At 60.8% G+C, this 20,947-nt stretch carries 18 protein-coding genes; 6 read left to right on the top strand and 12 right to left on the bottom strand.

Annotation, left to right across the window (positions count from 1 at the left end):
* Nucleotides 1–87: 87 nt before the first annotated feature.
* The 5 genes from ACQZ48_RS05255 to ACQZ48_RS05235 all read right to left on the bottom strand — a co-directional run bounded on the left by ACQZ48_RS05255 (nt 88) and on the right by ACQZ48_RS05235 (nt 4,904).
* Nucleotides 88–825, bottom strand: a complete 738-nt coding sequence (locus ACQZ48_RS05255) for an HAD family hydrolase (protein WP_191217033.1) — start codon at nt 823–825, stop codon at nt 88–90.
* Nucleotides 819–2,141: a lipid IV(A) 3-deoxy-D-manno-octulosonic acid transferase gene (gene waaA, locus ACQZ48_RS05250; protein ID WP_173988233.1), complete on the bottom strand. Its 1,323-nt coding sequence runs from the start codon at nt 2,139–2,141 to the stop codon at nt 819–821. Before waaA ends, ACQZ48_RS05255 begins: the two co-directional genes overlap by 7 nt.
* 215 nt (nt 2,142–2,356) lie before the next feature.
* A complete protein-coding gene (locus ACQZ48_RS05245; protein ID WP_006313175.1) occupies nt 2,357–2,596 on the bottom strand; it encodes a DUF4170 domain-containing protein in 240 nt (79 codons plus the stop codon).
* A gap of 61 nt (nt 2,597–2,657) precedes the next feature.
* Nucleotides 2,658–3,464 (bottom strand): 3'(2'),5'-bisphosphate nucleotidase CysQ, encoded by an 807-nt coding sequence (locus tag ACQZ48_RS05240; RefSeq protein ID WP_077982862.1) that lies wholly within the window; start codon nt 3,462–3,464, stop codon nt 2,658–2,660.
* Between the two features lie 93 nt (nt 3,465–3,557).
* Complete coding sequence (locus ACQZ48_RS05235; protein ID WP_137409839.1) at nt 3,558–4,904, bottom strand: TldD/PmbA family protein; 1,347 nt, start codon at nt 4,902–4,904, stop codon at nt 3,558–3,560.
* Nucleotides 4,905–5,020: 116 nt separating this feature from the next.
* On the opposite strand from ACQZ48_RS05235, the gene ACQZ48_RS05230 reads away from it, so the two are divergent.
* Nucleotides 5,021–6,844 (top strand): monovalent cation:proton antiporter-2 (CPA2) family protein, encoded by a 1,824-nt coding sequence (locus ACQZ48_RS05230; protein ID WP_077982863.1) that lies wholly within the window; start codon nt 5,021–5,023, stop codon nt 6,842–6,844.
* Between the two features lie 103 nt (nt 6,845–6,947).
* On the opposite strand, the gene ACQZ48_RS05225 is transcribed toward ACQZ48_RS05230, so the two are convergent.
* The 3 genes from ACQZ48_RS05225 to ACQZ48_RS05215 all read right to left on the bottom strand — a co-directional run bounded on the left by ACQZ48_RS05225 (nt 6,948) and on the right by ACQZ48_RS05215 (nt 10,432).
* The gene (locus ACQZ48_RS05225; protein WP_077982864.1) at nt 6,948–7,874 is read right to left on the bottom strand and encodes a patatin-like phospholipase family protein; all 927 of its coding nucleotides are present in this window, start codon (nt 7,872–7,874) and stop codon (nt 6,948–6,950) included.
* Nucleotides 7,875–8,061: 187 nt separating this feature from the next.
* On the bottom strand, nt 8,062–8,619 hold the full coding sequence (rsmD, locus tag ACQZ48_RS05220) for a 16S rRNA (guanine(966)-N(2))-methyltransferase RsmD (protein ID WP_137409836.1): 558 nt from the start codon (nt 8,617–8,619) through the stop codon (nt 8,062–8,064).
* The gene (locus ACQZ48_RS05215; RefSeq protein ID WP_448728641.1) at nt 8,600–10,432 is read right to left on the bottom strand and encodes a pseudouridine synthase; all 1,833 of its coding nucleotides are present in this window, start codon (nt 10,430–10,432) and stop codon (nt 8,600–8,602) included. Before ACQZ48_RS05215 ends, rsmD begins: the two co-directional genes overlap by 20 nt.
* 71 nt (nt 10,433–10,503) lie before the next feature.
* Here ACQZ48_RS05215 and ACQZ48_RS05210 point away from each other — a divergent pair, with 71 nt between their 5' ends.
* Nucleotides 10,504–10,962 carry a nucleoside deaminase gene (locus tag ACQZ48_RS05210; protein ID WP_077982867.1) on the top strand — a complete coding sequence of 153 codons (459 nt, stop codon included), beginning with the start codon at nt 10,504–10,506 and terminating at the stop codon, nt 10,960–10,962.
* 46 nt (nt 10,963–11,008) lie between these two features.
* Here the strand turns inward: ACQZ48_RS05210 and ACQZ48_RS05205 are convergent, their stop codons facing one another.
* From ACQZ48_RS05205 to ACQZ48_RS05190, 4 genes are all read right to left on the bottom strand, one after another.
* Nucleotides 11,009–11,662, bottom strand: a complete 654-nt coding sequence (locus tag ACQZ48_RS05205) for a hypothetical protein (protein ID WP_077982868.1) — start codon at nt 11,660–11,662, stop codon at nt 11,009–11,011.
* A 142-nt stretch (nt 11,663–11,804) separates the two neighbouring features.
* Complete coding sequence (gene ileS, locus ACQZ48_RS05200; RefSeq protein ID WP_191217035.1) at nt 11,805–14,708, bottom strand: isoleucine--tRNA ligase; 2,904 nt, start codon at nt 14,706–14,708, stop codon at nt 11,805–11,807.
* A 279-nt stretch (nt 14,709–14,987) separates the two neighbouring features.
* Complete coding sequence (locus ACQZ48_RS05195) at nt 14,988–15,968, bottom strand: bifunctional riboflavin kinase/FAD synthetase (protein ID WP_077982869.1); 981 nt, start codon at nt 15,966–15,968, stop codon at nt 14,988–14,990.
* 47 nt (nt 15,969–16,015) lie between these two features.
* Complete coding sequence (locus ACQZ48_RS05190; RefSeq protein WP_142912819.1) at nt 16,016–16,864, bottom strand: TIGR01459 family HAD-type hydrolase; 849 nt, start codon at nt 16,862–16,864, stop codon at nt 16,016–16,018.
* Between the two features lie 367 nt (nt 16,865–17,231).
* On the opposite strand from ACQZ48_RS05190, the gene groES reads away from it, so the two are divergent.
* The 4 genes from groES to ACQZ48_RS05170 all read left to right on the top strand — a co-directional run bounded on the left by groES (nt 17,232) and on the right by ACQZ48_RS05170 (nt 20,916).
* Complete coding sequence (gene groES, locus ACQZ48_RS05185; protein ID WP_077982871.1) at nt 17,232–17,528, top strand: co-chaperone GroES; 297 nt, start codon at nt 17,232–17,234, stop codon at nt 17,526–17,528.
* Nucleotides 17,529–17,601: 73 nt separating this feature from the next.
* A complete protein-coding gene (gene groL, locus ACQZ48_RS05180; RefSeq protein ID WP_077982872.1) occupies nt 17,602–19,236 on the top strand; it encodes a chaperonin GroEL in 1,635 nt (544 codons plus the stop codon).
* 661 nt (nt 19,237–19,897) lie between these two features.
* Nucleotides 19,898–20,317, top strand: coding sequence for a hypothetical protein (locus tag ACQZ48_RS05175; protein WP_077982873.1), 420 nt, complete (start codon nt 19,898–19,900; stop codon nt 20,315–20,317).
* A gap of 152 nt (nt 20,318–20,469) precedes the next feature.
* The gene (locus ACQZ48_RS05170; protein ID WP_448728640.1) at nt 20,470–20,916 is read left to right on the top strand and encodes a DoxX family protein; all 447 of its coding nucleotides are present in this window, start codon (nt 20,470–20,472) and stop codon (nt 20,914–20,916) included.
* The last annotated feature ends 31 nt before the right edge of the window (nt 20,917–20,947 follow it).

The raw sequence follows: 20,947 nt of genomic DNA, 5'->3' as shown, positions 1-20,947 counted from the left end.
TTGTTTGCCAGAAAAAACCGTAAATTGCAAAAATGGAATAAACGGGTTTGACGGAGCCGCACCCCGCCCGGCGGAAACCAACCGGGTTCAGAGAGCCCGTTCCGGCAAAAGCGCTTCGAGCGCGGTAATGTCATCGAAACAATAATCGGCATCCGCGCCAAGGCTTTCGCGTGAGCCTGTTCCGGTCAAAACGGCGATGCGCAGACCGGCGCCAGCACTCTTTGCCATGTGCAGATCGTGGTTGTTGTCGCCGACAACAGCCACGCGTTCCGGCGGGAAGCCTATCGCCTCGCAGAAACCCAGGACCATACCGCGCTGCGGCTTGGTGCCGTAACCGCTGTCATATCCCGCGACAAAATCGAGGTCCTTTTCGAAACCGAAGCGGATGGCGGTCTGGCGGATGGAGTTTTCATTGTCGCTGGAGGCGATGCCAAGCTTGTAGCCCCGCGCCTTCAACCTTGCGAAAAATGCCTTGAGATCGGTTACCGGCACGGATTTATCCGCAGCCTCGGTAAATAACCGGTCGAGGCGCGCTGTCAGTTCCCCGACATCGCAGGGCGAGCCGGCGGCAACCAGACCGGCGGCGATTTCCGCCGTATTGCCGGCGGCCAGCAGGCTGTCCGGCACCACATGACCGGTAACGGGGTCCATGCCGCAGGCGCAAAGAAGCCGGTCGGCAAGAACGGGATCGCCATTGGCCGCGATGGCCGCAAGCTCGCGGTTGACCGGACCCCAGCTGGCGTCATAGCCGAGAAGCGTTCCGTCCTTGTCGAAAAGGACTGCGGCAATCGATTGTGCCGCATCAAGTTCAATATCCGCTACCATGAACCGATGGCGCTCCGCGGTTGCAGCTTGGCGGAAACGGTAAGCGGATTGATATAGGGTTCCAGCGCCTTGACGGTGGAGGACAGCGCACCGCGCATATCCTGAATGACCCGGTTGCCCGCATCGATCATCTTGTAACGCTCATTGTCGTTGACCAGCAGATAATGCACCGCCTTGGCCAACATCTCCACATCGCGGATGATACGACCGCCGCCGGCGCGGATCAGCTTCTGATAGGCCTCGCGGAAATTCTGCACATGCGCACCTGAGAGGACGGCGCAGCCGAGCATCGCCGGCTCCAGCGGATTTTGCCCGCCTTCGGCCGTCAGCGACCGGCCGACAAAGGCAAGCTCGGTCAGCCGCAGGTAGAGCCCCATTTCGCCGATGGAATCGCCGAGGAAAATATCGGTTTCCGGGGTAATCACATCATTGCGGCTGCGGCGGGCGACGGAAAGGTTCATGCCCTTCAGCATGGCTTCCACATCATCGCCGCGCTCGGGATGGCGCGGCACGATGATGGTCAGTTGGCCGTTGCGCGACTTGATCGCCGCATGCACGGTGGCGGCAGCCTTCTCCTCGCCGTCGAAGGTGGAGATGGCGGCCCATGTCTTGCGATTGCCGACCTGCTTGCGATAGTGCTCCAAAAGCGCCTCGTCACAGGGCGGCGGATCGGTATCACCCTTGAGGTTACCCGAAATCACCACCGGCCAGGAGCCGAGATCGCGGAAACGTTCAGCATCGAGATCGGACTGCGCAACCACCAGCGCCAGCTTTGAGAACAGCGATTCCGCAATGTCGTGGCGGGCTTTCCAGCGGTCAAAGGAACGGTCGGAGAGGCGCGCATTGACCCTGATCTGCGGGATGTGCCGGCGCTCCAGTTCCATCATCGTCACCGGCCAGATTTCCGATTCCGCTGTTATGGCGGCATCCGGCGCCCAATAGGTGAGGAAACGGTTGACCGCGATCTTGATATCGAGCGGCACATATTGGTGGATCACGTCGTCACCGAGCCGGGTGCGGGTGAGTTCAGCCGACGTGACGGTGCCGGTGGTCAGAAGCACGTAGATATCGCGCTTGCGGATTTCGCGGATCAGCGGGATGAGGGCAAGGGTTTCACCGACACTTGCGGCATGGAACCAGACGAGCGGCCCGCGCGGGCGCTCGGCGCTCGCATAACCGAAACGTTCGAGCCGGCGGCGCTTGTCTTCCTTGCCTTTCGCGGCCCGATAGGAAAGATAGGGCTTGGCGAACGGGTAAGCGGCGATACCGGCAATGCGGTAACCGGAAAGAGCGAAACGTGCGAAACGGCTGCTCATGACATTCTGCCCTTGATCATTCCGCGCAATGCCCTGCCCCTGTTCTGGTTGTTATCGCCGCCTACTTCTTCTCAAATTGCGTCATTTTTTGTCATCGGAAACGAAAGCGCGATCACATTTTCTCGTGTCGCAATACCGTGCCCTGCTGTCTCAAGCAGGAATCACGGGAAAAACCGCCCTCACCCAATAGTATTACAACGCAAGGGGAAAAGGACTCAAATTTTATCGTCGGGATTGAGAAGACGGTGCATATGCACGATAAAATAACGCATATGGGCATTGTCGACCGTCATCTGCGCCTTGGACTTCCATGCGGTCAGCGCAGAAGCGTAATCCGGATAGATGCCAACGATATCGAGTGCGTTCAAATCCCGGAACTGAACATCCTGAAGGTTTTCAAGTTCGCCGCCGAAGACGAGGTGCAGCAGCTGTTTCGGTTTGCCAGTTTCCGTCATGTCTTTATCTCTTTCTTAAACGCTGAGAGAGGCCTTCATCTGCGGGATTTCCCGGCAAACGTCAACCGTCAGACAGATGTGAAAACGCTTTCAAAAGTGCCGGCAGTGCATAATTTGCTGCGGCGCACAATGCGGGGTGGTTTACCTGCCGGCGATTATACATCAAAGGTTTTCCATCGAGCCCGACCAGCCGGCCGCCCGCTTTCTCCAGAATGAGGTCGGCGGCGGCGAGATCCCACTCGTGCGAGTTGGCCTTGACCAGCGTTCCGTCAATGCGGCCATCCGCCACCATGGCCAGCCGGTAGGCAAGCGAGGGGACGTGCGGAATGCGCTCCACGGTGTTGCGCAAGGCTTCCGGCAGATGCGCGATCGCTTCCGCCGCTGCGGCAAGATGGAAGGTTCCGCTATTGTCACGGGTTGCCGAGATGGCGGCTCCGTTCTTCAACGCCACGCCGCCTTCCACCGCGGTGAACTCCTCCGCCAGCGCCGGCGCGACGAGCACGCCGACGACCGGCCGACCCTCATGGACCACTGCAACGCTGACGCACCAGGTGTCGCGGCCGCCGATGAAGGCGCGGGTTCCGTCAATGGGATCGACGACAAAAACGGTGGAGCGCGACAGCCTGTCCGTGTCGTCGTCCGTTTCTTCGGAAAGCCAGCCATAGTCAGGCCGGGCGGAGCGGAGAATGGTTTCGAGAATGTCGTTGGCGGCATAATCCGCCGCGCTGACCGGCGAAAGCCCACCATTCTTCCACCAGACCTCGGGGTCCTTGCGGAAGAAACCCAGCGCCGTCTCGCCCGCCTTGCGGGCGGCTCCGAGGACCAGCCTCAAATCGGAGGCCCAGCGGGCCTCAGCCATATCGTTCATTTTGCCGTCTTTTCCGCGCGCCTCACACGGCGCGCCCGTTTTTCTCTTCGCACTTGCACATAAAGTGCCCGCGAAAACAACCCGCAGGCCGCCTCACTTGCCAGCGATCGTCATACCTTCGATGGCGAGCGTCGGGGCTGCGACGCCGTATTTGCGGTCGATATCATTGGCCGGCGTCACCCGCATGAACATGTCCTTCAGGTTGGACGCGATGGTGACCTCGGAAACCGCGAAGGTCTTTTCGCCATTCTCGATCCAGAAACCGCTCGCGCCGCAGCTATATTCACCCGTGATCATATTGGCGCCGTGGCCGATCAGCTCGGTGACGTAAAAGCCGGTTCCGACCTGTCTCAGCAGGTCCTCCGGCGAGAGATCGCCCGGCTCCAGCGCGAGATTGGTAGAAGCTGGCGAAACCGCCGTGCCGCCGCGCACACCGCGACCGTTGGTTTCAAGACCGAGTTCCCGCGCCGCGGAGGTGGAGAGGAACCAGTGCTTCAAAACACCGTCCTCGATCATCGTCATCTTCTCGCCGCGAACACCCTCGCCATCAAAGGGACGCGAGGACGGGCCACGCACGATCTGCGGATCGTCGGTGAGATAAAGACCCTTTTTCAGAACCTGCTGGCCCATTTTATCGCGCAGGAAGCTGGTCTTGCGGGCAACCGACGCGCCGTTGATGGCGCCGGCAATCGCACCGACGAAACCGCGAGCGATGCGCGGATCGAAGACCACGGTGATGTTGCTGCCGGTATCGACTTGACGTGGACCGACCCGCCGCACGACTTTTTCCCCGGCGCGGCGGCCGATTTCTTCGGCGGCATCGAGATCGGCATAATAAAGACGGCTGTCGAAATCGTAGTCGCGCTCCATCTTGGTGCCTTCGCCGGCGATGACGCTGACGGAGCGGCTGAAACGACTACCCATGTAGCTGCCGGAAAAACCGTGTGAGGTAGCGAGGACGAGGCCGCCCATACCGCTCGATGCGCCGGCGCCGGAGGAATTGCTGACGCCTTTGACGGCCAGCGCCGCCTCTTCCGACGCAAGGGCTGCCTCACGCAGCTGATCGGCCGAGACTTCGGTCGCATCGAAAAGCTCGAGATCGTCGTAGGACGTCGCAAGCCGCTCCTTATCCGCCAGGCAGGCAAAGGGATCTTCGGGCGAGACCTTCGCCATGGCGACGGCCCGTTCCGCCAGCGTCTTCAGGTCAAAGCCGGGATTGGCCGAAACGCTCGCCACCCGGCGGCCCACAAAGACGCGCAGGGAAAAATCGTCGCTTTCGGAGGATTCGGTGCTTTCCACCTTGCCGAGCCGCACGCCGACCGACTGCGAGCGGGAGCGGACGACAACGGCATCCGCCTCATCCGCACCGGCGGCGCGGGCAAGATCGACAAGCTGGCTGGCGCGATCGAGAAGTTTGGAAGAATCTATTTCTGAGGACATGAGTTGGCCTTTCATTCCTGTTCCATTTATTGTGCCAGCAACCCCGCATCAAGGGCGAAACGCCGCTTTCTCCATTCGGACGGTATTGTCGCCACCCTATTCGAAAGTCCGCAGCCATGACCGAGCACGACGCTCTCTTTTCCGAACCATTGCTGCTTCTGGCCGGCGCGGTCATCGCGGCCTCGGTTTTCCGCAAGCTCGGGCTTGGCACCGTGCTGGGCTATCTGGTGGCGGGCATCGTCATCGGGCCGTTCCTGCATCTGGTCACCGATGCGAAGGACATCTTCAATGTCTCGGAACTGGGCGTGGTTTTCCTGCTCTTCATCATCGGGCTGGAACTGAAGCCATCGCGCATCTGGCAGATGCGGCGCGATATTTTAGGGCTGGGGATGGCGCAGGTGCTGGTGACCGGCAGCGTGCTGGCGGCGATTGCCTGGTGGGCGGGGCTGATTGACTGGCGCGGCAGCCTCGTCGCGGGTTTCGGTCTAGCGCTTTCTTCCACCGCCTTTGCGCTGCAAATTCTTGCCGATGACGGCGACATGAATACGCGGCACGGCAACCGGTCCTTCTCGATCCTGCTGTTTCAGGATCTCGCCATCGTGCCGCTTCTTGCTCTCGTCACCATTCTTTCCAACCGGCCGGATGTGCCGACGGATTCCATGGTATCCGATCTCATAGCCTCCGTCGTTGCGGTGGCGGGCATGATCCTTGCCGGGCGCTATCTTCTGACGCCGATGTTCCAGATCATCGCCCGTACGGGTGCACGCGAGGTGATGATCGCCGCCGCCCTCTTCGTCGTCATCGGCGCCGCCGCCGTCATGGAAGCGGTGGGCCTGTCGATGGGCATGGGCGCGCTGCTGGCGGGGCTGATGCTGTCGGAATCCTCCTACCGGCACGAGCTGGAGGCCGATATCGAGCCGTTTCGCGGACTGCTTCTGGCGCTGTTCTTCATGGCTGTCGGCATGTCGCTGCATATCCATATCGTCTATGAAAACATCCTGCTCATCCTGATCACAGTGCCGGCGATGATGGCGGTGAAGGCGGGGCTGATCTATGGCCTCTGCCGCATCGCCGGGTCTTCGCGCTATGCGTCGAGCCGCATCGCCCTGCTTCTGGCGCAGGGCGGCGAATTCGGCTTCGTGCTCTTCACCACGGCTGCCGCCTCCGGGCTGTTTCCGCAGGCGACGGCCTCGATCCTCGTTGCCGTCGTCACGCTTTCCATGGCGCTGACGCCGCTTCTGGCGGTGATTTCACGGCGTCTGACCGCGGAGGATGCGGAAGAGGACAAGCTTGAGGAGGATTTCGACGGCGCGGGCGCGGATGTGCTGATGATCGGTTTTTCCCGTTTCGGCCAGATCGCCTCGCAAATCCTGCTCGCCGGCGGGCGCGACGTGACCGTCATCGACAGTTCGGCCGACCGCGTGCGGCAGGCCGCCCGTTTCGGCTTCCGCATCTTTTTCGGCGATGGCACCCGCAAGGACGTGCTGATCGCCGCCGGCATCGAGCGGGCAGATCTGGTTGCGGTCTGCACTCACAAAAAGGAGGTGACCGACCGCATCATCGACATGATCCAGTCGGAATTTCCAAGCGTGCGCATCTATGCTCGCTCCTATGACCGCATCCATTCGCTGGGCCTCAGAAAGAAGGGCGTGGAATACGAAATCCGCGAGACGCTGGAATCCGGCCTGCTGTTCGGCAGGCGCATTCTGGAAGGGCTGGATATGGATGGCGAAAGGGCGTTGGCGATTGCCGACGACATTCGCGAACGCGACGAAGAGCGGTTGCAGTTACAGGCCGTGGAAGGCATCGCCGCCGGCCGGCAGATGCTGCATAACAAGCCGGTACGCGAAGTGAAGCCCGAACCGCTGATGAAGCCGAAGACCAAGGCTGAAAAGTGGGAAGAGGATGCGGAAGACAGCGAGACGGAAGTTTCGCTGTGAATTGAGTTCGACTTAGTGACTGGGAGAGCGCCACTTGTTTCTTCTCCCCGCCGGGGAGAAGAAACGAGTGGCGCCCGCTCGCTCCCTATTCAGGATTTAACGCTCAAGCCTCCACGCCCTGCCCGCGGTGAAACAGCTCCACCTGCATCTCGATATGGCGTTTCAGCTCGTCTTTGATACCGGACGAGGCGTTCAGCACCTCTTCCGACTTCAGGAAGTCGAGCACGCCGAAACGGTGGACCGGGGGGCGAAGGAAAATGTGTGGCGGGCGTAACCTCAGTTTCAGGGCAATCGCCGCCTGCATCATCAGCTGGCTGGCGCCGAACAGGCTATCCAGCCGGTTCGGCATGGTGGTGCCGTCACCTTCCGGGCCACCGACGACGTCGACGCCGATGACGATATCGGCCCGATCCAGCAGATGTTCATAGGGCACGGGATTGAAGATGCCGCCGTCGATCATGATGCGGCCATCGATGCGCACCGGCATGAACAGTGCCGGAATGGCGGCGGATGCCGCCAGCGCCTGAATGATCTCGCCGCTTTCCACCAACACTTCGGTCTGGGCGTAATAATCCGTCGTTATCACTTTGAGCGGAATGGCAAGCTCGGAAAAATCCTTCGGCAGGGCCTGCGGCATCAAGGCGTGCAGGATGAGTTCGAGGTTGAACTGCCCGAGGCGAAAACCGTCCACCGCATGGCGCATCGATGCCGGGCCGAGGCTCCAGAGCCGGTTGGCGACCGATCCTTTTCGTCCCATGAGTTCAAGCGTGTATTCGCGGATTTCCCGGCCGGTCATGCCGGCCGCCATGCCCGCGCCGATGATGGAGCCTATGGACGAACCGGAAATCGCAACGGGCCGGATGCCGAGTTCGTCCAATGCCTCGATGACGTTGATGTGGCAGATGCCGCGTGCGCCGCCGCCGCCGAGCGCCAGTCCGAAAGTCGGCTCATGGCCACCCGCGCCGTCACCTTCGAGAACCTCTTCCCCGGCGCGGACGATCGTTATGCTCTCGTTTACACCCTGCTCCATGCGAATACCCAAATTCTTTCCACGGCAAAGATTCTGCCTATTGCGCAAACAAGACAAGACCGTGGCATGACGGTAAGGTGTTCCTGTCGGAGTGTTTTCGCTTTTCTTCCAAGCGCGGAAACACTCCAAATCTTGTTCTGTCGCATTTCCGGACGGAAAACCGGGCTCCACTTTTCCTTGAAATGCTTCAGGGCTCGTAGCGGTAGAAATGCATTTTCGTATCGCCGAAGATGCGGCTTTCCAGCGGTTTGAATACCGGATCGACCTTCACCGCCACATCGCCGCGCTCTTCGAGAATGGCAAGCGCGCCAGGTGTCAGCCAGCCGCCGCTGTGCGCTGCCGCGAAAGCCTTCTCACCATGGCCATGGCCATAGGGCGGGTCGGCGAAGAGAAGATCGAAGGGCTCTATATTGTTGACGCCGCCGAGCTTGGTGGCATCACGCCGCAGGATGCGGGCGCGGCCATGCAGACCCAGCGCATCGATATTTTCCCAGAGCAGCCCCCTGCCCTCCACGCCGTTTTCGACGAAGAGCGCCACACGACAGCCGCGCGAAAGCGCCTCCAGACCGACGGCGCCGGTTCCGGCGAAAACGTCCAGAACGCGCGTGCCGTCCAGACTTTCCGGATAGGCGTGGCTCAGAATATTGAAGAGGCTTTCCCGCGTCCTGTCGATGGTCGGACGAATGGAATTCGATTTCGGCGCGGCCAATGTCCGGCCGCGGAACTCACCGCCTACGATCCGCATTACGTGTCATTCCCCTGCCTCCAGAAGGTTTGCCACCCGGGCCTTTGCCGCCCGGCTTGCCGCCGCCGGGACCGCCGGGGCCTTTGCTCTTGCCTGAGAAACCTGAACGTTCGCCCGATTTTCCGAAAGATGGTTTGCCGAAACCGGGTTTGCCGCCCGGCTTGCCGCCACGCGGCTTGTCGCCCGCCGGGCGCTCGCCGCGTGGGCGATCACCCTCTTCACGGGGCCTGTCGCGGAACGGACGGTCACCGAAGGGTTTTTCACCGCGGGCGGTGCGATCACCGAAACTCTTTTCGCCGCGTGGGCGGTCGCTGCGCGGACGATCACCCTCTTCACGCGGCCTGTCGCGGAATGGCCGGTCGCCGAAAGGTTTGCCGCCGCGTGCCGGGCGGTCACCGAAGCTCTTTTCACCGCGCGGACGGTCGCCGCGTCCGCGACCACCTTCTTCTTCGCGGGGAGAATCCGAGCGGATCCACTCGCCCTCGGCATCCGCATGCCGCACGACGTTGCGGCGCGCCTCGTCCTGGGCGGAAGGCTTCTTGAAGAGGTTTTCGGCTTCCGCGCGGGCGGAAGACTTGCGCTCCTTGCCGTCACGGGTGGGCCTTGCACCGGGCGCCATCCAGACATTGGCCGTGCGGCTGGTGCCGGCGGGCTGGCGGGGGCGACGGTCGTCGCCCTCATCCGCGCTGCGGCCCTTGGCGGCAAATTTCCCGGCGGGCTTGGAACCGAACTTGCCGGCCGGCTTGTCGCCGCGCTTGGTATCCAGCCGTCCAAGCGCCTTTTCACGACGATCCTCGGACTTGCCGCTTTTTTCGAAACGCGGCTTGCCTTCCGGCGCATCGCTCTTTGCCCATTCGGATTTCACGGGCCGCTTCGGCGTGTCGTCTTCTTCATCCTCAACGGGCGCATTGTAGATCGGCGCGTCGAAATTGGCGCCGGCCTGTTCGATGAGACGCGGGCCGAGCTGGTCGCGCAGCATGCGGCCGCGCACTTCCAGCACCTTGCCTTCGGGCAGATCGCCGAGCTGGAACGGACCGTAGGAAACGCGGATCAGGCGGTTGACCTCGAGACCGAGCGCGCCGAGCACGTTCTTGATCTCGCGGTTCTTGCCTTCACGCAGGCCCATGCTGATCCAGACATTGTGGCCCTGGGTGCGGTCGAGCGTGGCGTCGATTGCGCCATAGAGCACGCCGTCGACGGCAATGCCTTCCTTCAGCTTGTCGAGCGCTGCCTGATCGACCTCGCCATGGGCGCGCACGCGGTAGCGCCGCAGCCAGCCGGTGGTCGGCAGTTCCAGCACGCGGGAAAGACCGCCATCGTTGGTGAGCAACAGCAGGCCTTCGGTATTGATATCGAGACGGCCGATGGAGAGCACGCGCGGCAGTTCACCCGGCAGATTATCGAAGACGGTCGGGCGGCCTTCCGGGTCGGAATTGGTCGTCACCAGACCGGCGGGCTTGTGGTAAAGCCACAGGCGCGTGCGCTCGGCGCCGCGAATAGGCATGCCGTCGACTTCGATCTTGTCGGACAGCGTGGCGTTCACCACCGGCGTATCCAGCTTGACGCCGTTCAGCGATACGCGGCCTTCCATGATCATGCGCTCGACATCGCGACGCGAGGCGACGCCTGCGCGCGCCATGATCTTGGAAATGCGCTCGGGCTTGGAGCCGCCAACGGTTTCCGGTGCCGGGGCGGCCTTTGCCTCGGTCGGTTTCTTTTCGCGCTCTGCGGCGGGCTTACCGGGGCCTTTCGGCTTCCTGTCGCGGCTAATTGTCTTGCCGCCGTCACGCTTCGGCTTGTCTTTAAAAGTCATTTGCTGTTTGCCTGTTGTTTGGGCTGTCCTATCAGGTCCAAGCACAAGGGTTAAGAGGAAATTGAATCGCAATGGCCGAAAGGACGCATTTCATGGAGCTGGCGCTTGTCGAAGCCCGTGCCGCGGCTGAGCGGCAGGAGGTTCCGATCGGCGCTGTACTGGTTCTGGACGGTCGCGTCATCGCCCGTTCCGGCAATCGCACCCGTGAATTGAACGATGTGACGGCGCACGCCGAAATCGCCGTGATCCGCATGGCCTGCGAGGCGCTGGAGCAGGAACGCCTGCCCGGCGCCGATCTCTACGTGACACTGGAGCCTTGCACCATGTGCGCGGCGGCGATTTCATTCGCCCGTATCCGCCGGCTTTATTACGGCGCGCAGGACCCCAAGGGCGGCGCAGTGGAGAGCGGCGTGCGTTTCTTCAGCCAGCCGACATGCCACCATGCGCCGGATGTCTATTCGGGTCTGGCGGAAAGTGAAAGCGCGGAGATTCTGCGGCAATTTTTCAGAGAGAAACGCCTCGAGGATTGAGCGGCGAGCGGGAGAAACAAATTTCCCGCCAGCCATCAGTCATATTTTACTGAAAGGGGTTCCACCAGCTCTTGCCGGTGTTCGCCACGGCCGCTTCTTTCTTGCGGCGCTTTGCCTTCTTCTGCTCCGGCTCACCGAGATCGGTCAGCTGATCCTGCGGAAGGCTGCGATATTCGGCTGGCGGATCGGTCAGGAACTTGCGCTGGGCATTCACCACGGAGCCGCCCTGCGCGTCAGCCTTGGCCTTGCGGAAGGCTTCCCATTTCTGACTTTCGGTCATCTGGCCGGCGGTGCCGTTGCCGGCGAGCAGCGGCGAGCGGTAATGCGGGTTGTTCTTGTTGGCGTCCGCCTCATCGCGCAGACGTTCACGGGTTTCTTCCGGCGATTCGACCCATTGCGGATTGTTTTCGCGGTTCGCCATGTTCTGCTGCGGCGTGGTCAGCTGTTCGGCGCGGGCCTGGGCGGGAACGACGAGGCCCGGGCGGGGGCCATATTTCAGGTTGCGCTTGCTCTGGTCACCGGTGATCGAGGTCGCGTTGCCGAGGTCGTCAACCAGCTGTTCGGCCGCCGTCTTGCCCGTACCGTAGGTCGGGCTGGTGCAGGCGCCGAGCAGCACGCCTATCGTCGTGACGCCAACAACCGTGCGAAACATGCCCAAACCCTGCGCACTACCCTGCCCAAAAGCCTTCATCATCTTCATTGAAACCCTTCCAGCCGTCCGTCCCACTTCGCCAGACATCGTCTCTCGGCAGGCGGCAGCCCGCATTGCCGTGCAAATCCGGCCATTTTCAGGCAGGTGTACCGGATGAAGAGGCAAAGCGCAATTCATCCGGTCATTTTCGTTACGAGAGTGCGGCTAGCTCACGCAGGGCCGCCGCATCGCGGGCCGAGACGTCGGGATACTCCGGATCGGACCCGACATCGGTGGTGATGCGCCAGGAGCGGGCGCATTTTGCACCTTCCGCCAGCTTCTGTTCGACCACGACCTTCGCCACTTCCGGCAAACGGAAGCCATCGGCCGGGCCTTCATCGCCCACCACCGAGATGGCGGAGGTGATGCAGATTTCGGCAAAATCCTGCCCCTTCAGCGCCGCCAGAAGATCGGCGTCGGCAATGTGGACGACAGGGGCAGCTTCCAGTGAAGAGCCGATACGCTTTTCACGGCGTTCCACTTCAAGCGCGCCAGTGACGACCGTGCGGACCTTGCGGATCTTCTCCCACTTCGCTTCAAGCGCATCGTTTTTCCATTCCGCCGGAATTTCCGGGAACTGGACGAGATGCACCGATTCCGCATCCGGATAGCGCGACAGCCACGCTTCTTCCGTCGTGAAGGGCAGCATTGGCGCGAGCCACGATACCAGGCAATCGAACAGCTTGGCGATGACGGACAGGGCCGCGCGGCGCTTCAGCGACGACGGCGCGTCGCAATACAGCGTGTCCTTGCGGATATCGAAATAGAAGGCGGAAAGCTCGACATTGGCAAAGTCGATCAGCGCGCGGGTGATCTTCTTGAATTCGAAACCGTCGTAACCTTCGCGAACGACGCCATCCAGTTCGGACAGGCGATGCAGCACCAGCTTTTCCAGTTCCGGCAGATCGTCATAAGCGATCTCCTCGCCCTCGTAATGGGCGAGCGTGCCGAGCATCCAGCGGATGGTGTTGCGCAGCTTGCGATAGGCATCGACATTTGTCTGGATGATGGCCTTGCCGAGGCGCTGGTCTTCCCAGTAATCCGTGGTCATGACCCAAAGACGCAGGATGTCGGCGCCCGACTGGCTCATGACTTCCTGCGGGGCAACGACGTTGCCGAGCGATTTCGACTGCTTGCGCCCCTGCTCGTCCATGGTGAAACCATGGGTCACAACGGCGTTATAGGGCGCACGGCCACGCGTGGCGCAGCTTTCCAGCAGCGACGAATGGAACCAGCCGCGATGCTGGTCGGAGCCTTCAAGATAGACATCCGCCGGCCATTTCATGTCCGGGCGGTCTTCCAGCGTGAAGGTGTGGGTGCAGCCGCTGTCGAACCAGACGTCGAGGATGTCCATGACCTGCTGCCATCTGGCATGGTCGTGGTCATTGCCGAGGAAACGTTCCTTGGCGCCTTCGGCAAACCAGGCATCAGCGCCTTCGGCCTCGAAGGCCTCGAGAATGCGGGCGTTGACGGCTTCGTCGACCAGAACTTCACCCTTCTCATCGGCGAAAACGGCAATCGGCACGCCCCAGCTGCGCTGGCGCGACAGAACCCAGTCAGGCCGGCCTTCGATCATGGCGCGCAGGCGGTTCTGGCCGGAGGCCGGCACGAAACGCGTCTGGTCGATGGCGTCAAGCGAACGAGAGCGCAGCGTCGTGCCGTCGCCGAGTTCCTTGTCCATATAGACGAACCATTGCGGCGTGTTGCGGAAGATGACAGGCTTCTTGGAGCGCCAGCTGTGCGGATAGCTGTGCTTCAGGCGGCCGCGCGCAAACAGGTTATTGGCAGCGATCAGCGCCTTGATGACGCGCTCATTGGCATCGCCCTTCTTGCCGTTATCGTCCATGACACGGGCAGCACCGCCTTCGGCCGACGGGCCGAAACCGGGAGCGTCTTCGGTGTAGAAACCGGCGTCATCGACCGGGAACGGGATTTTGGTATCGATCCCGCGTGCTTCAAGGGTGCGGACGCTGTTCGTCCAGGCATCAAAGTCCTCGCGGCCATGGCTTGGCGCGGTGTGCACGAAACCCGTACCGGCATCGTCGGTGACGTGATCGCCATCGAGAAGCGGAACCGGGAAATCGTAGCCAAGCGACGCCAAAGGATGGGCGCAGGTGATGGCCGCCAGTTCTTCGCTTTTCACATCGCGAACGAACTTGAAGGTCAGCTTCGCCTTGGCCGCCGCCTCATCGGCAAGCTTCCTGGCGAAGATCAGCTTTTCACCCGGCTGCGGGCCGAAATCGTTCTGCGCGCTTTCGACTTCGAACAGGCCATATTCGACCCGCGAAGAGAACGCGATGGCGCGGTTGCCGGGGATGGTCCACGGCGTCGTTGTCCAGATGACGACGGAGACGCCGGAAAGTCCGGGAGCAGCATCCTTGACCGGGAACTTCACCCAGATCATGTCGCTCTCGACATCGTGGTATTCGACTTCCGCTTCCGCCAGCGCCGTGCGCTCGACCACCGACCACATGATCGGCTTGGAGCCGCGATAGAGCTGGCCGCTCTTGGCGATCTTCAGCAACTCGCCGGCGATGCGCGCTTCGGCGTGGAAGTTCATCGTCGTATAGGGGTTTTCGAAGTCGCCTTCGATGCCGAGACGCTTGAACTCTTCCGACTGAACCTTGATCCAGCCGGCCGCGAACTCACGGCATTCCTTGCGGAATTCGTTGACCGGAACCTCGTCCTTGTTCTTGCCCCTGGCGCGGTAGGCTTCCTCGATCTTCCATTCGATCGGCAGACCGTGACAATCCCAGCCGGGCACGTAATTGGCGTCATAACCGCGCATCTGGAACGAGCGCGTGATGACGTCTTTCAGGATCTTGTTCAGCGCATGGCCGATGTGGATGTTGCCGTTGGCATAGGGCGGGCCGTCATGCAGCACGAATTTTTCGCGGCCGGCGGCGGAGGCGCGCAGCTTTTTGTAGAGGCCCATTTCCTGCCAGCGCTTGACCGTTTCCGGTTCCTTCTGCGGCAGGCCGGCGCGCATCGGAAAATCCGTCTGCGGCAGATAGAGGGTGGAGGAGTAATCCAGTTTTTCTGCGGTGTCGCTCATAATCATACCGTTGTTGCGCGCCGTGTCGGTCGCGCCGTCTCAATTTCAAAGAGGGCAAATACGGAAAGCGCCATGACCAAAGTCATGACAAGCGCCAAAATCCCGGACCTTCCGGCTCGTCAGAGCGGGCGGAAGGCCGGGCCAATAATTCGGCCAATCTGAGTTTTAAACATCAACCGGTATTGGGACATGGCCGGTTGTTTATGCGGTTTTCCGGCAAAAAGGAAGAGAAAAGCGACGGCGCTCTCGGCCGGAACAGTGCTAACCGGCCTTACCCGGTCAGAACGCGATCCTGGCGTCCAGTTCGCTGAGCGGGCGCACGCCCGATAACATCGCCCTCGCCTCTTCTTCATCGCGCCTGATCTGGGCGACGAGCGGATCAAGACCGTCAAATTTCAATTCATCGCGCAGGTGCCCGAAGAAGGAGACCGAACAGACCTCGCCATAAAGATCGCCGGAAAAATCGAAGACGAATGTTTCGAGCAGCGCCGCACCGTTTTCGGTGACGGTCGGGCGGTAACCGAAGCTCGCCACGCCATCGCGGATCGAACCGTCCGGGCGGCGGAACCGCACGGCATAAATGCCGGCCTTCAGCTCCGTTTCCGGCGCCAGCGCCATGTTGGCGGTCGGATAACCCAGCGTGCGACCGAGCTTCTGGCCGCCGATGACTTCGCTTTCCACCGTGAAGCGATAGCCGAGCAGGCCAGCGGCGCCCACCACATCGCCTTCGCACAGAAGCGAGCGGATGCGGCTGGAGGAGACGACATCCGCACCTTCGTCGCGGAAGGCATCCACCAGCGTCACGTCGAAACCGTGGCGTTTGCCGGCCGCCATCAGAAATGCCGGGCCGCCTTCGCGGCCCTTGCCGAAATGGAAATCGAATCCGGTGACGACAGCGCTGGCGTGAAGCCAGTCGACCAGAATGGACTGGACGAATTCCTCCGCCGAGCGCTGCGAAAATTCCCGGTCGAAGGGATATTCGATGACGGAGCGGAAACCGATGGCCTCGAGAATGCGCGCCTTCAGCGGCGCGGGCGTGAGGCGGAAGACCGGCGTATCGGGACGGAAGACGGAACGGGGATGCGGCTCGAAGGTCAAAACCAGCGCGGGCACGCCGCGGGCTTCCGCCAGTTCCAGGGCACGATCCAGCACAGCCCGGTGGCCGCGATGCACGCCGTCGAAATTGCCGATGGCGATGACGCCGCCGCGAAGGGCTTCCGGCAGCGGCTCCTTTTTTTCATTGCGGTGAAAGACGGTCATGGCAATCGATCCATTCCTGCGCCAGCTATTCCTTAGCCGAGACGGCTTCAAGCAAGACGGGGCATCCACCAGCCGGGAGCAGCACCCTGCCCCTTGAGATAGGCGTTGAGAAGCGCCTCGTCCGTCTGGCCGTTCAGCGTATATTCGGCGGCGTGAATGCCGCCGCTGATATAAAGAAGGTTGAGGCCGCTCGCAATCGCGCCCTTCACATCCGTCGGCATGCCGTCGCCGATGGCGAGCACGCGGTCCTTGGCGAAGGCGCCACGCACTTCCTTGGCCGCCGCAAGGCAGGCCTCATAGATCGGCGCATGCGGCTTGCCGGCAATGCGGACCTCGCCGCCGAGCTGTTCGTAATAGGCCGCCATGGCGCCGGCGCAGGGAATGATGCGCTCGCCGCGCTCCACCACAAGATCGGGGTTGGCGCAGATCATCGGTGCATTGCGGGCGATGAAGCCCTTGAGCATTTCGGTATAATCTTCCGGCGTTTCCGTCTCGTCGTCGAAAAAGCCGGTGCAGACCACGGACTGCGCTTGTGCCTCGCCAACGACGTCAACATCAAGGCCTTCCAGCAGCGGCATGTCGCGCTCGGGGCCAAGCAGGAAGACCTTTTTCGGGCCTTCCGCAATCAGTCCGCGGGTCACGTCGCCAGAGGTGATGATCCGATCATAAGCCTCATCCGGCACGCCGAGAACGCGAAGCTGGGCGATGACGCCGGGAGCGGGGCGCGGCGAATTGGTGATGAGCACCACCGTCTTGCCGGCCTTGCGCGCTTCGTGCAGCGCAACTGCCGCATCCGGAAAGGCGCTGACACCATTGTGCAGCACGCCCCAGACATCCGAAAGAATAACGTCGAACCCAGCCGTGATTTCGCCGAGAGTGAGAATGCGATGGGCCATGAGATGCTTTCCGGATGCTAGAAAAGGGTGAGCGTCACATCGCAAAGCGGGACGCCAATGGCAAGGAAAAAAGCGCCGCCAGGGCGGTCTTTGACCCGCCTGACGCAGCATGAACACAAATACCCCCTAGATACGATGCGGCCGCAACCCGCGAAAAGAATGTCGTCGCGGCGCCTGCCCGCACATGGGAAATTTCTGTCATGGAACGCTGATAACCATAAGCCATGAAATTTTTCAGACAGGGCGTTCTTGACTCCGGCAGAAGCCCTCCTTATCTCGGTTCCGCTGGCACTCGATAAACGAGAGTGCTAACACCCATCAGGCGAGTGCAAAAACTCGCGCAGTCATTTGATCGAGGGATTAGACAATGACAAGCACCAACTTCCGCCCGCTTCACGATCGCGTCGTCGTTCGTCGCGTTGAGTCCGAAGAAAAGACCAAGGGCGGCATCATCATTCCCGATACCGCCAAGGAAAAGCCGCAGGAAGGCGAAATCGTCGCCGTCGGTTCCGGCGCACGCGATGAGTCCGGCAAGGTCGTCGCTCTCGACGTCAAGGCTGGCGACCGGGTTCTGTTCGGCAAGTGGTCGGGCACCGAAGTCAAGCTCAACGGCGAAGACCTTCTGATCATGAAGGAAGCCGACATCATGGGCATCATCGGCTGATTTCGGCCAACCCATCCTTCCTTAAATTTCAAGCCGGACCCCGTCCGGCCATTCGAAACCAGGAGTTTTGAACATGGCAGCCAAAGAAGTCAAATTCGGCCGCACAGCGCGCGAAAAGATGCTTAAGGGCGTCGACATTCTTGCTGATGCAGTGAAGGTCACCCTCGGCCCGAAGGGTCGTAACGTCGTTATCGACAAGTCCTTCGGCGCTCCGCGCATCACAAAGGACGGCGTTTCCGTCGCCAAGGAAATCGAACTGGAAGACAAGTTCGAGAACATGGGCGCGCAGCTCGTTCGCGAAGTTGCCTCCAAGACCAACGACATCGCCGGTGACGGCACCACCACCGCGACCGTTCTGGCCCAGGCCATCGTTCGCGAAGGTTCCAAGGCAGTTGCTGCCGGCATGAACCCGATGGACCTGAAGCGCGGTATCGATCTGGCCGTCGCTGAAGTCGTCAAGGACCTTCAGGCCAAGGCCAAGAAGATCAACACGTCCGAAGAAGTTGCACAGGTCGGCACGATCTCTGCAAACGGCGAGCGTCAGATCGGCCTCGACATTGCTGAAGCAATGCAGAAGGTCGGCAACGAAGGCGTCATCACCGTTGAAGAAGCCAAGACCGCTGAAACCGAACTCGAAGTCGTCGAAGGCATGCAGTTCGACCGCGGCTACCTGTCGCCCTACTTCGTGACCAACCCGGAAAAGATGATTGCGGACCTCGAAGACGCATACATCCTCCTGCACGAAAAGAAGCTCTCGAACCTTCAGGCCATGCTGCCGGTTCTCGAAGCCGTCGTTCAGACCGGCAAGCCGCTCGTCATCATCGCTGAAGACGTCGAAGGCGAAGCTCTTGCAACGCTCGTCGTCAACAAGCTGCGTGGCGGCCTCAAGATCGCTGCTGTCAAGGCTCCTGGCTTCGGCGACCGCCGCAAGGCCATGCTGGAAGACATCGCCATCCTGACCGGTGGTACCGTCATCTCCGAAGACCTCGGCATCAAGCTCGAAAACGTTACTCTCGACATGCTCGGCAAGTCGAAGAAGGTTTCGATCTCCAAGGAAAACACCACCATCGTTGACGGCGCCGGCCAGAAGTCCGACATCGAAGGCCGTGTTGCCCAGATCAAGGCGCAGATCGAAGAAACCACCTCCGACTACGACCGCGAAAAGCTGCAGGAACGTCTTGCCAAGCTCGCTGGCGGCGTTGCCGTTATCCGTGTCGGCGGCTCGACGGAAGTCGAAGTGAAGGAAAAGAAGGACCGCATCGACGACGCTCTCAACGCGACGCGCGCTGCCGTTCAGGAAGGCATCGTACCGGGCGGCGGCGTTGCCCTGCTGCGTTCCTCCACGAAGATCACCGTCAAGGGTGAAAACGACGATCAGGAAGCTGGCGTCAACATCATCCGCCGCGCCCTGCAGGCTCTGGTTCGCCAGATCGCAGACAACGCGGGTGACGAAGCTTCGATCGTTGTTGGCAAGATCCTCGAGAAGAACGAAGACAACTACGGCTACAACGCCCAGACCGGCGAATATGGCGACCTGATCCAGCTCGGCATCGTTGACCCGGTCAAGGTTGTCCGCACGGCTCTGCAGAACGCAGCCTCGGTTGCTTCGCTGCTGATCACCACCGAAGCCATGATCGCCGAGCTTCCGAAGAAGGACGCTCCGATGCCGGCAATGCCGGGCGGCGGCATGGGCGGCATGGACTTCTAATCAGTCCTGTCACCGGAATTAAGAAAGGGCGGTCTTCGGATCGCCCTTTTTCTTTGCCGGTACCTACGTGATTGACGGAAGGCGGCGCAGCTTAACGGCCTCATCCTTGGGCCGTCCCCAAGGATCTAATCACATCCAATAAAATCAGTCGTTTGCAGGTTCTTGGGCCTCTCCCAAGGAGGACGTCGACGCTCTCGCGAGAGATGCGACATGGAATCAACAGGTTGCACAACTCTAAAGGCCGCAGGAGGAGAAGTTCGTGTATTGTACCGTTTTGGAACAGGCGTGATTTTATCCGGCTATTTTTTGCAGCCCTATGCAATAATGGGGCACATTCACCAGCGAATCACCACCCCATACGGGGCCGACCTCAACTCGGACCGCCTTATAAGTGCGCTGTTTAGTTGTACTTTTTCGCATGCCTCACGATTTTGAAGAAGAAATACATAATATTTTTGATTTTCTCACTGAGTGGTTGTTGTAGGTAGTGGAAAATAAACTATAAGTCACCCCCCGTAAGGGTTCCGCGCCGAGGCGGCCACGCATTGAAGGGGTTTCGATGTATGGCAAATACGCTCGACTGCGGGTGGCGGTAAGGGTTCGACCTGGCAGTGGCGCTTGAAGCGGCGGTGCTGGCACGTGTTCATGCGGGGGGCGCGATTTGTTTGAGATATCAAGACGCAACGATGCTCTGCCTGCGGCGGTAACAACCACGCCCGATCCCCGGACCCTGTCGCATTTCTTCATGTCGGAGGAGTGGAGCAGCGATCTTTCGAGCGGCGTCATCCGGCTCGGCGAACATGCGTCATTTATGCACGGCCTGCCGCCGGGCGAGTGCGGATTGCTCAGCCTTGTCCGCTGTTACGACCGCGCAGACCACGCCCGCGTGCTGGAACTTTTCGAGCAGGTTTCCACCGCGCCCTCACGTTTCTGTTTTTCAACCGGCCTTTCCATCTTGCCGGCGATGCGGCAGCCGGTCATCTGCATGGGTGAATCTTCCGGCTTCGAAAAAGGCCAGCAAGGGCGCATAACCGGACTTTTCCTGTTTCCGCGCTTTGAGGATATTCGCTTCGCCGCCTGAACATAATCCGGATAGACACCCGAGACCGTTCACAAAATGAAGACGATTTGTCTTCTATTGTTCATCTTTATGGGCGGATGATTTTCGGTCATTGATATCTCCAGACATTGCAGTTCAACCGGCGACACGCCGATTATTTACCGGAGATATCCATGTCCACCAGCCAGAACGTTCTCGTTCTCATCGCCCGTCTTCTGCTTTCCTTCATCTTCATCACCTCGGGCTTCAGCAAGCTCGTCGATCCGGCCGGCACGGCCGGCATGATCACCGGCGCCGGCCTGCCCGCCGCAACCGCGCTTGCCTATATTGCAGGCCTGTTCGAATTCGTCGCCGGCCTTGCCATTCTCGCTGGTTTCCAGACCAAGATCGCTGCCTGGGCGCTTGCCGTCTTCTGCATCTTCACCGGTCTGGTTTTCCACAGTGGCACCGTTGCCGTCCCTGGCTGGCCTGAGTCGGCTCTTGGCTGGATCAACACGCTGAACGGCATCATGATGGTCAAGAACATCACCCTTGCCGGCGCTTACATCCTGCTTGCCGCCTTCGGCGCTGGCGCCTATTCCGTCGACGCCAAGCGCGGCGCGGCTGTCGCCCACGCATAAGCCAAATCGATTACCAATAAAAAAGCCGCCG

It is taken from the genome of Agrobacterium sp. 22-209-1, assembly GCF_053522485.1.
Note: the sequence above shows the minus strand (reverse complement) of the source record. Positions and strands in the feature narration are given on the sequence as shown.

What these genes read in the sequence shown, in the direction of transcription:
- ACQZ48_RS05255 (WP_191217033.1), bottom strand. Translation starts at nt 825, where the DNA reads ATGGTAGCGGATATTGAACTTGATGCGGCACAATCGATTGCCGCAGTC.
- waaA (WP_173988233.1), bottom strand. Translation starts at nt 2,141, where the DNA reads ATGAGCAGCCGTTTCGCACGTTTCGCTCTTTCCGGTTACCGCATTGCC.
- ACQZ48_RS05245 (WP_006313175.1), bottom strand. Translation starts at nt 2,596, where the DNA reads ATGACGGAAACTGGCAAACCGAAACAGCTGCTGCACCTCGTCTTCGGC.
- ACQZ48_RS05240 (WP_077982862.1), bottom strand. Translation starts at nt 3,464, where the DNA reads ATGAACGATATGGCTGAGGCCCGCTGGGCCTCCGATTTGAGGCTGGTC.
- ACQZ48_RS05235 (WP_137409839.1), bottom strand. Translation starts at nt 4,904, where the DNA reads ATGTCCTCAGAAATAGATTCTTCCAAACTTCTCGATCGCGCCAGCCAG.
- ACQZ48_RS05230 (WP_077982863.1), top strand. Translation starts at nt 5,021, where the DNA reads ATGACCGAGCACGACGCTCTCTTTTCCGAACCATTGCTGCTTCTGGCC.
- ACQZ48_RS05225 (WP_077982864.1), bottom strand. Translation starts at nt 7,874, where the DNA reads ATGGAGCAGGGTGTAAACGAGAGCATAACGATCGTCCGCGCCGGGGAA.
- rsmD (WP_137409836.1), bottom strand. Translation starts at nt 8,619, where the DNA reads ATGCGGATCGTAGGCGGTGAGTTCCGCGGCCGGACATTGGCCGCGCCG.
- ACQZ48_RS05215 (WP_448728641.1), bottom strand. Translation starts at nt 10,432, where the DNA reads ATGACTTTTAAAGACAAGCCGAAGCGTGACGGCGGCAAGACAATTAGC.
- ACQZ48_RS05210 (WP_077982867.1), top strand. Translation starts at nt 10,504, where the DNA reads ATGGCCGAAAGGACGCATTTCATGGAGCTGGCGCTTGTCGAAGCCCGT.
- ACQZ48_RS05205 (WP_077982868.1), bottom strand. Translation starts at nt 11,662, where the DNA reads ATGAAGATGATGAAGGCTTTTGGGCAGGGTAGTGCGCAGGGTTTGGGC.
- ileS (WP_191217035.1), bottom strand. Translation starts at nt 14,708, where the DNA reads ATGAGCGACACCGCAGAAAAACTGGATTACTCCTCCACCCTCTATCTG.
- ACQZ48_RS05195 (WP_077982869.1), bottom strand. Translation starts at nt 15,968, where the DNA reads ATGACCGTCTTTCACCGCAATGAAAAAAAGGAGCCGCTGCCGGAAGCC.
- ACQZ48_RS05190 (WP_142912819.1), bottom strand. Translation starts at nt 16,864, where the DNA reads ATGGCCCATCGCATTCTCACTCTCGGCGAAATCACGGCTGGGTTCGAC.
- groES (WP_077982871.1), top strand. Translation starts at nt 17,232, where the DNA reads ATGACAAGCACCAACTTCCGCCCGCTTCACGATCGCGTCGTCGTTCGT.
- groL (WP_077982872.1), top strand. Translation starts at nt 17,602, where the DNA reads ATGGCAGCCAAAGAAGTCAAATTCGGCCGCACAGCGCGCGAAAAGATG.
- ACQZ48_RS05170 (WP_448728640.1), top strand. Translation starts at nt 20,470, where the DNA reads ATGTCCACCAGCCAGAACGTTCTCGTTCTCATCGCCCGTCTTCTGCTT.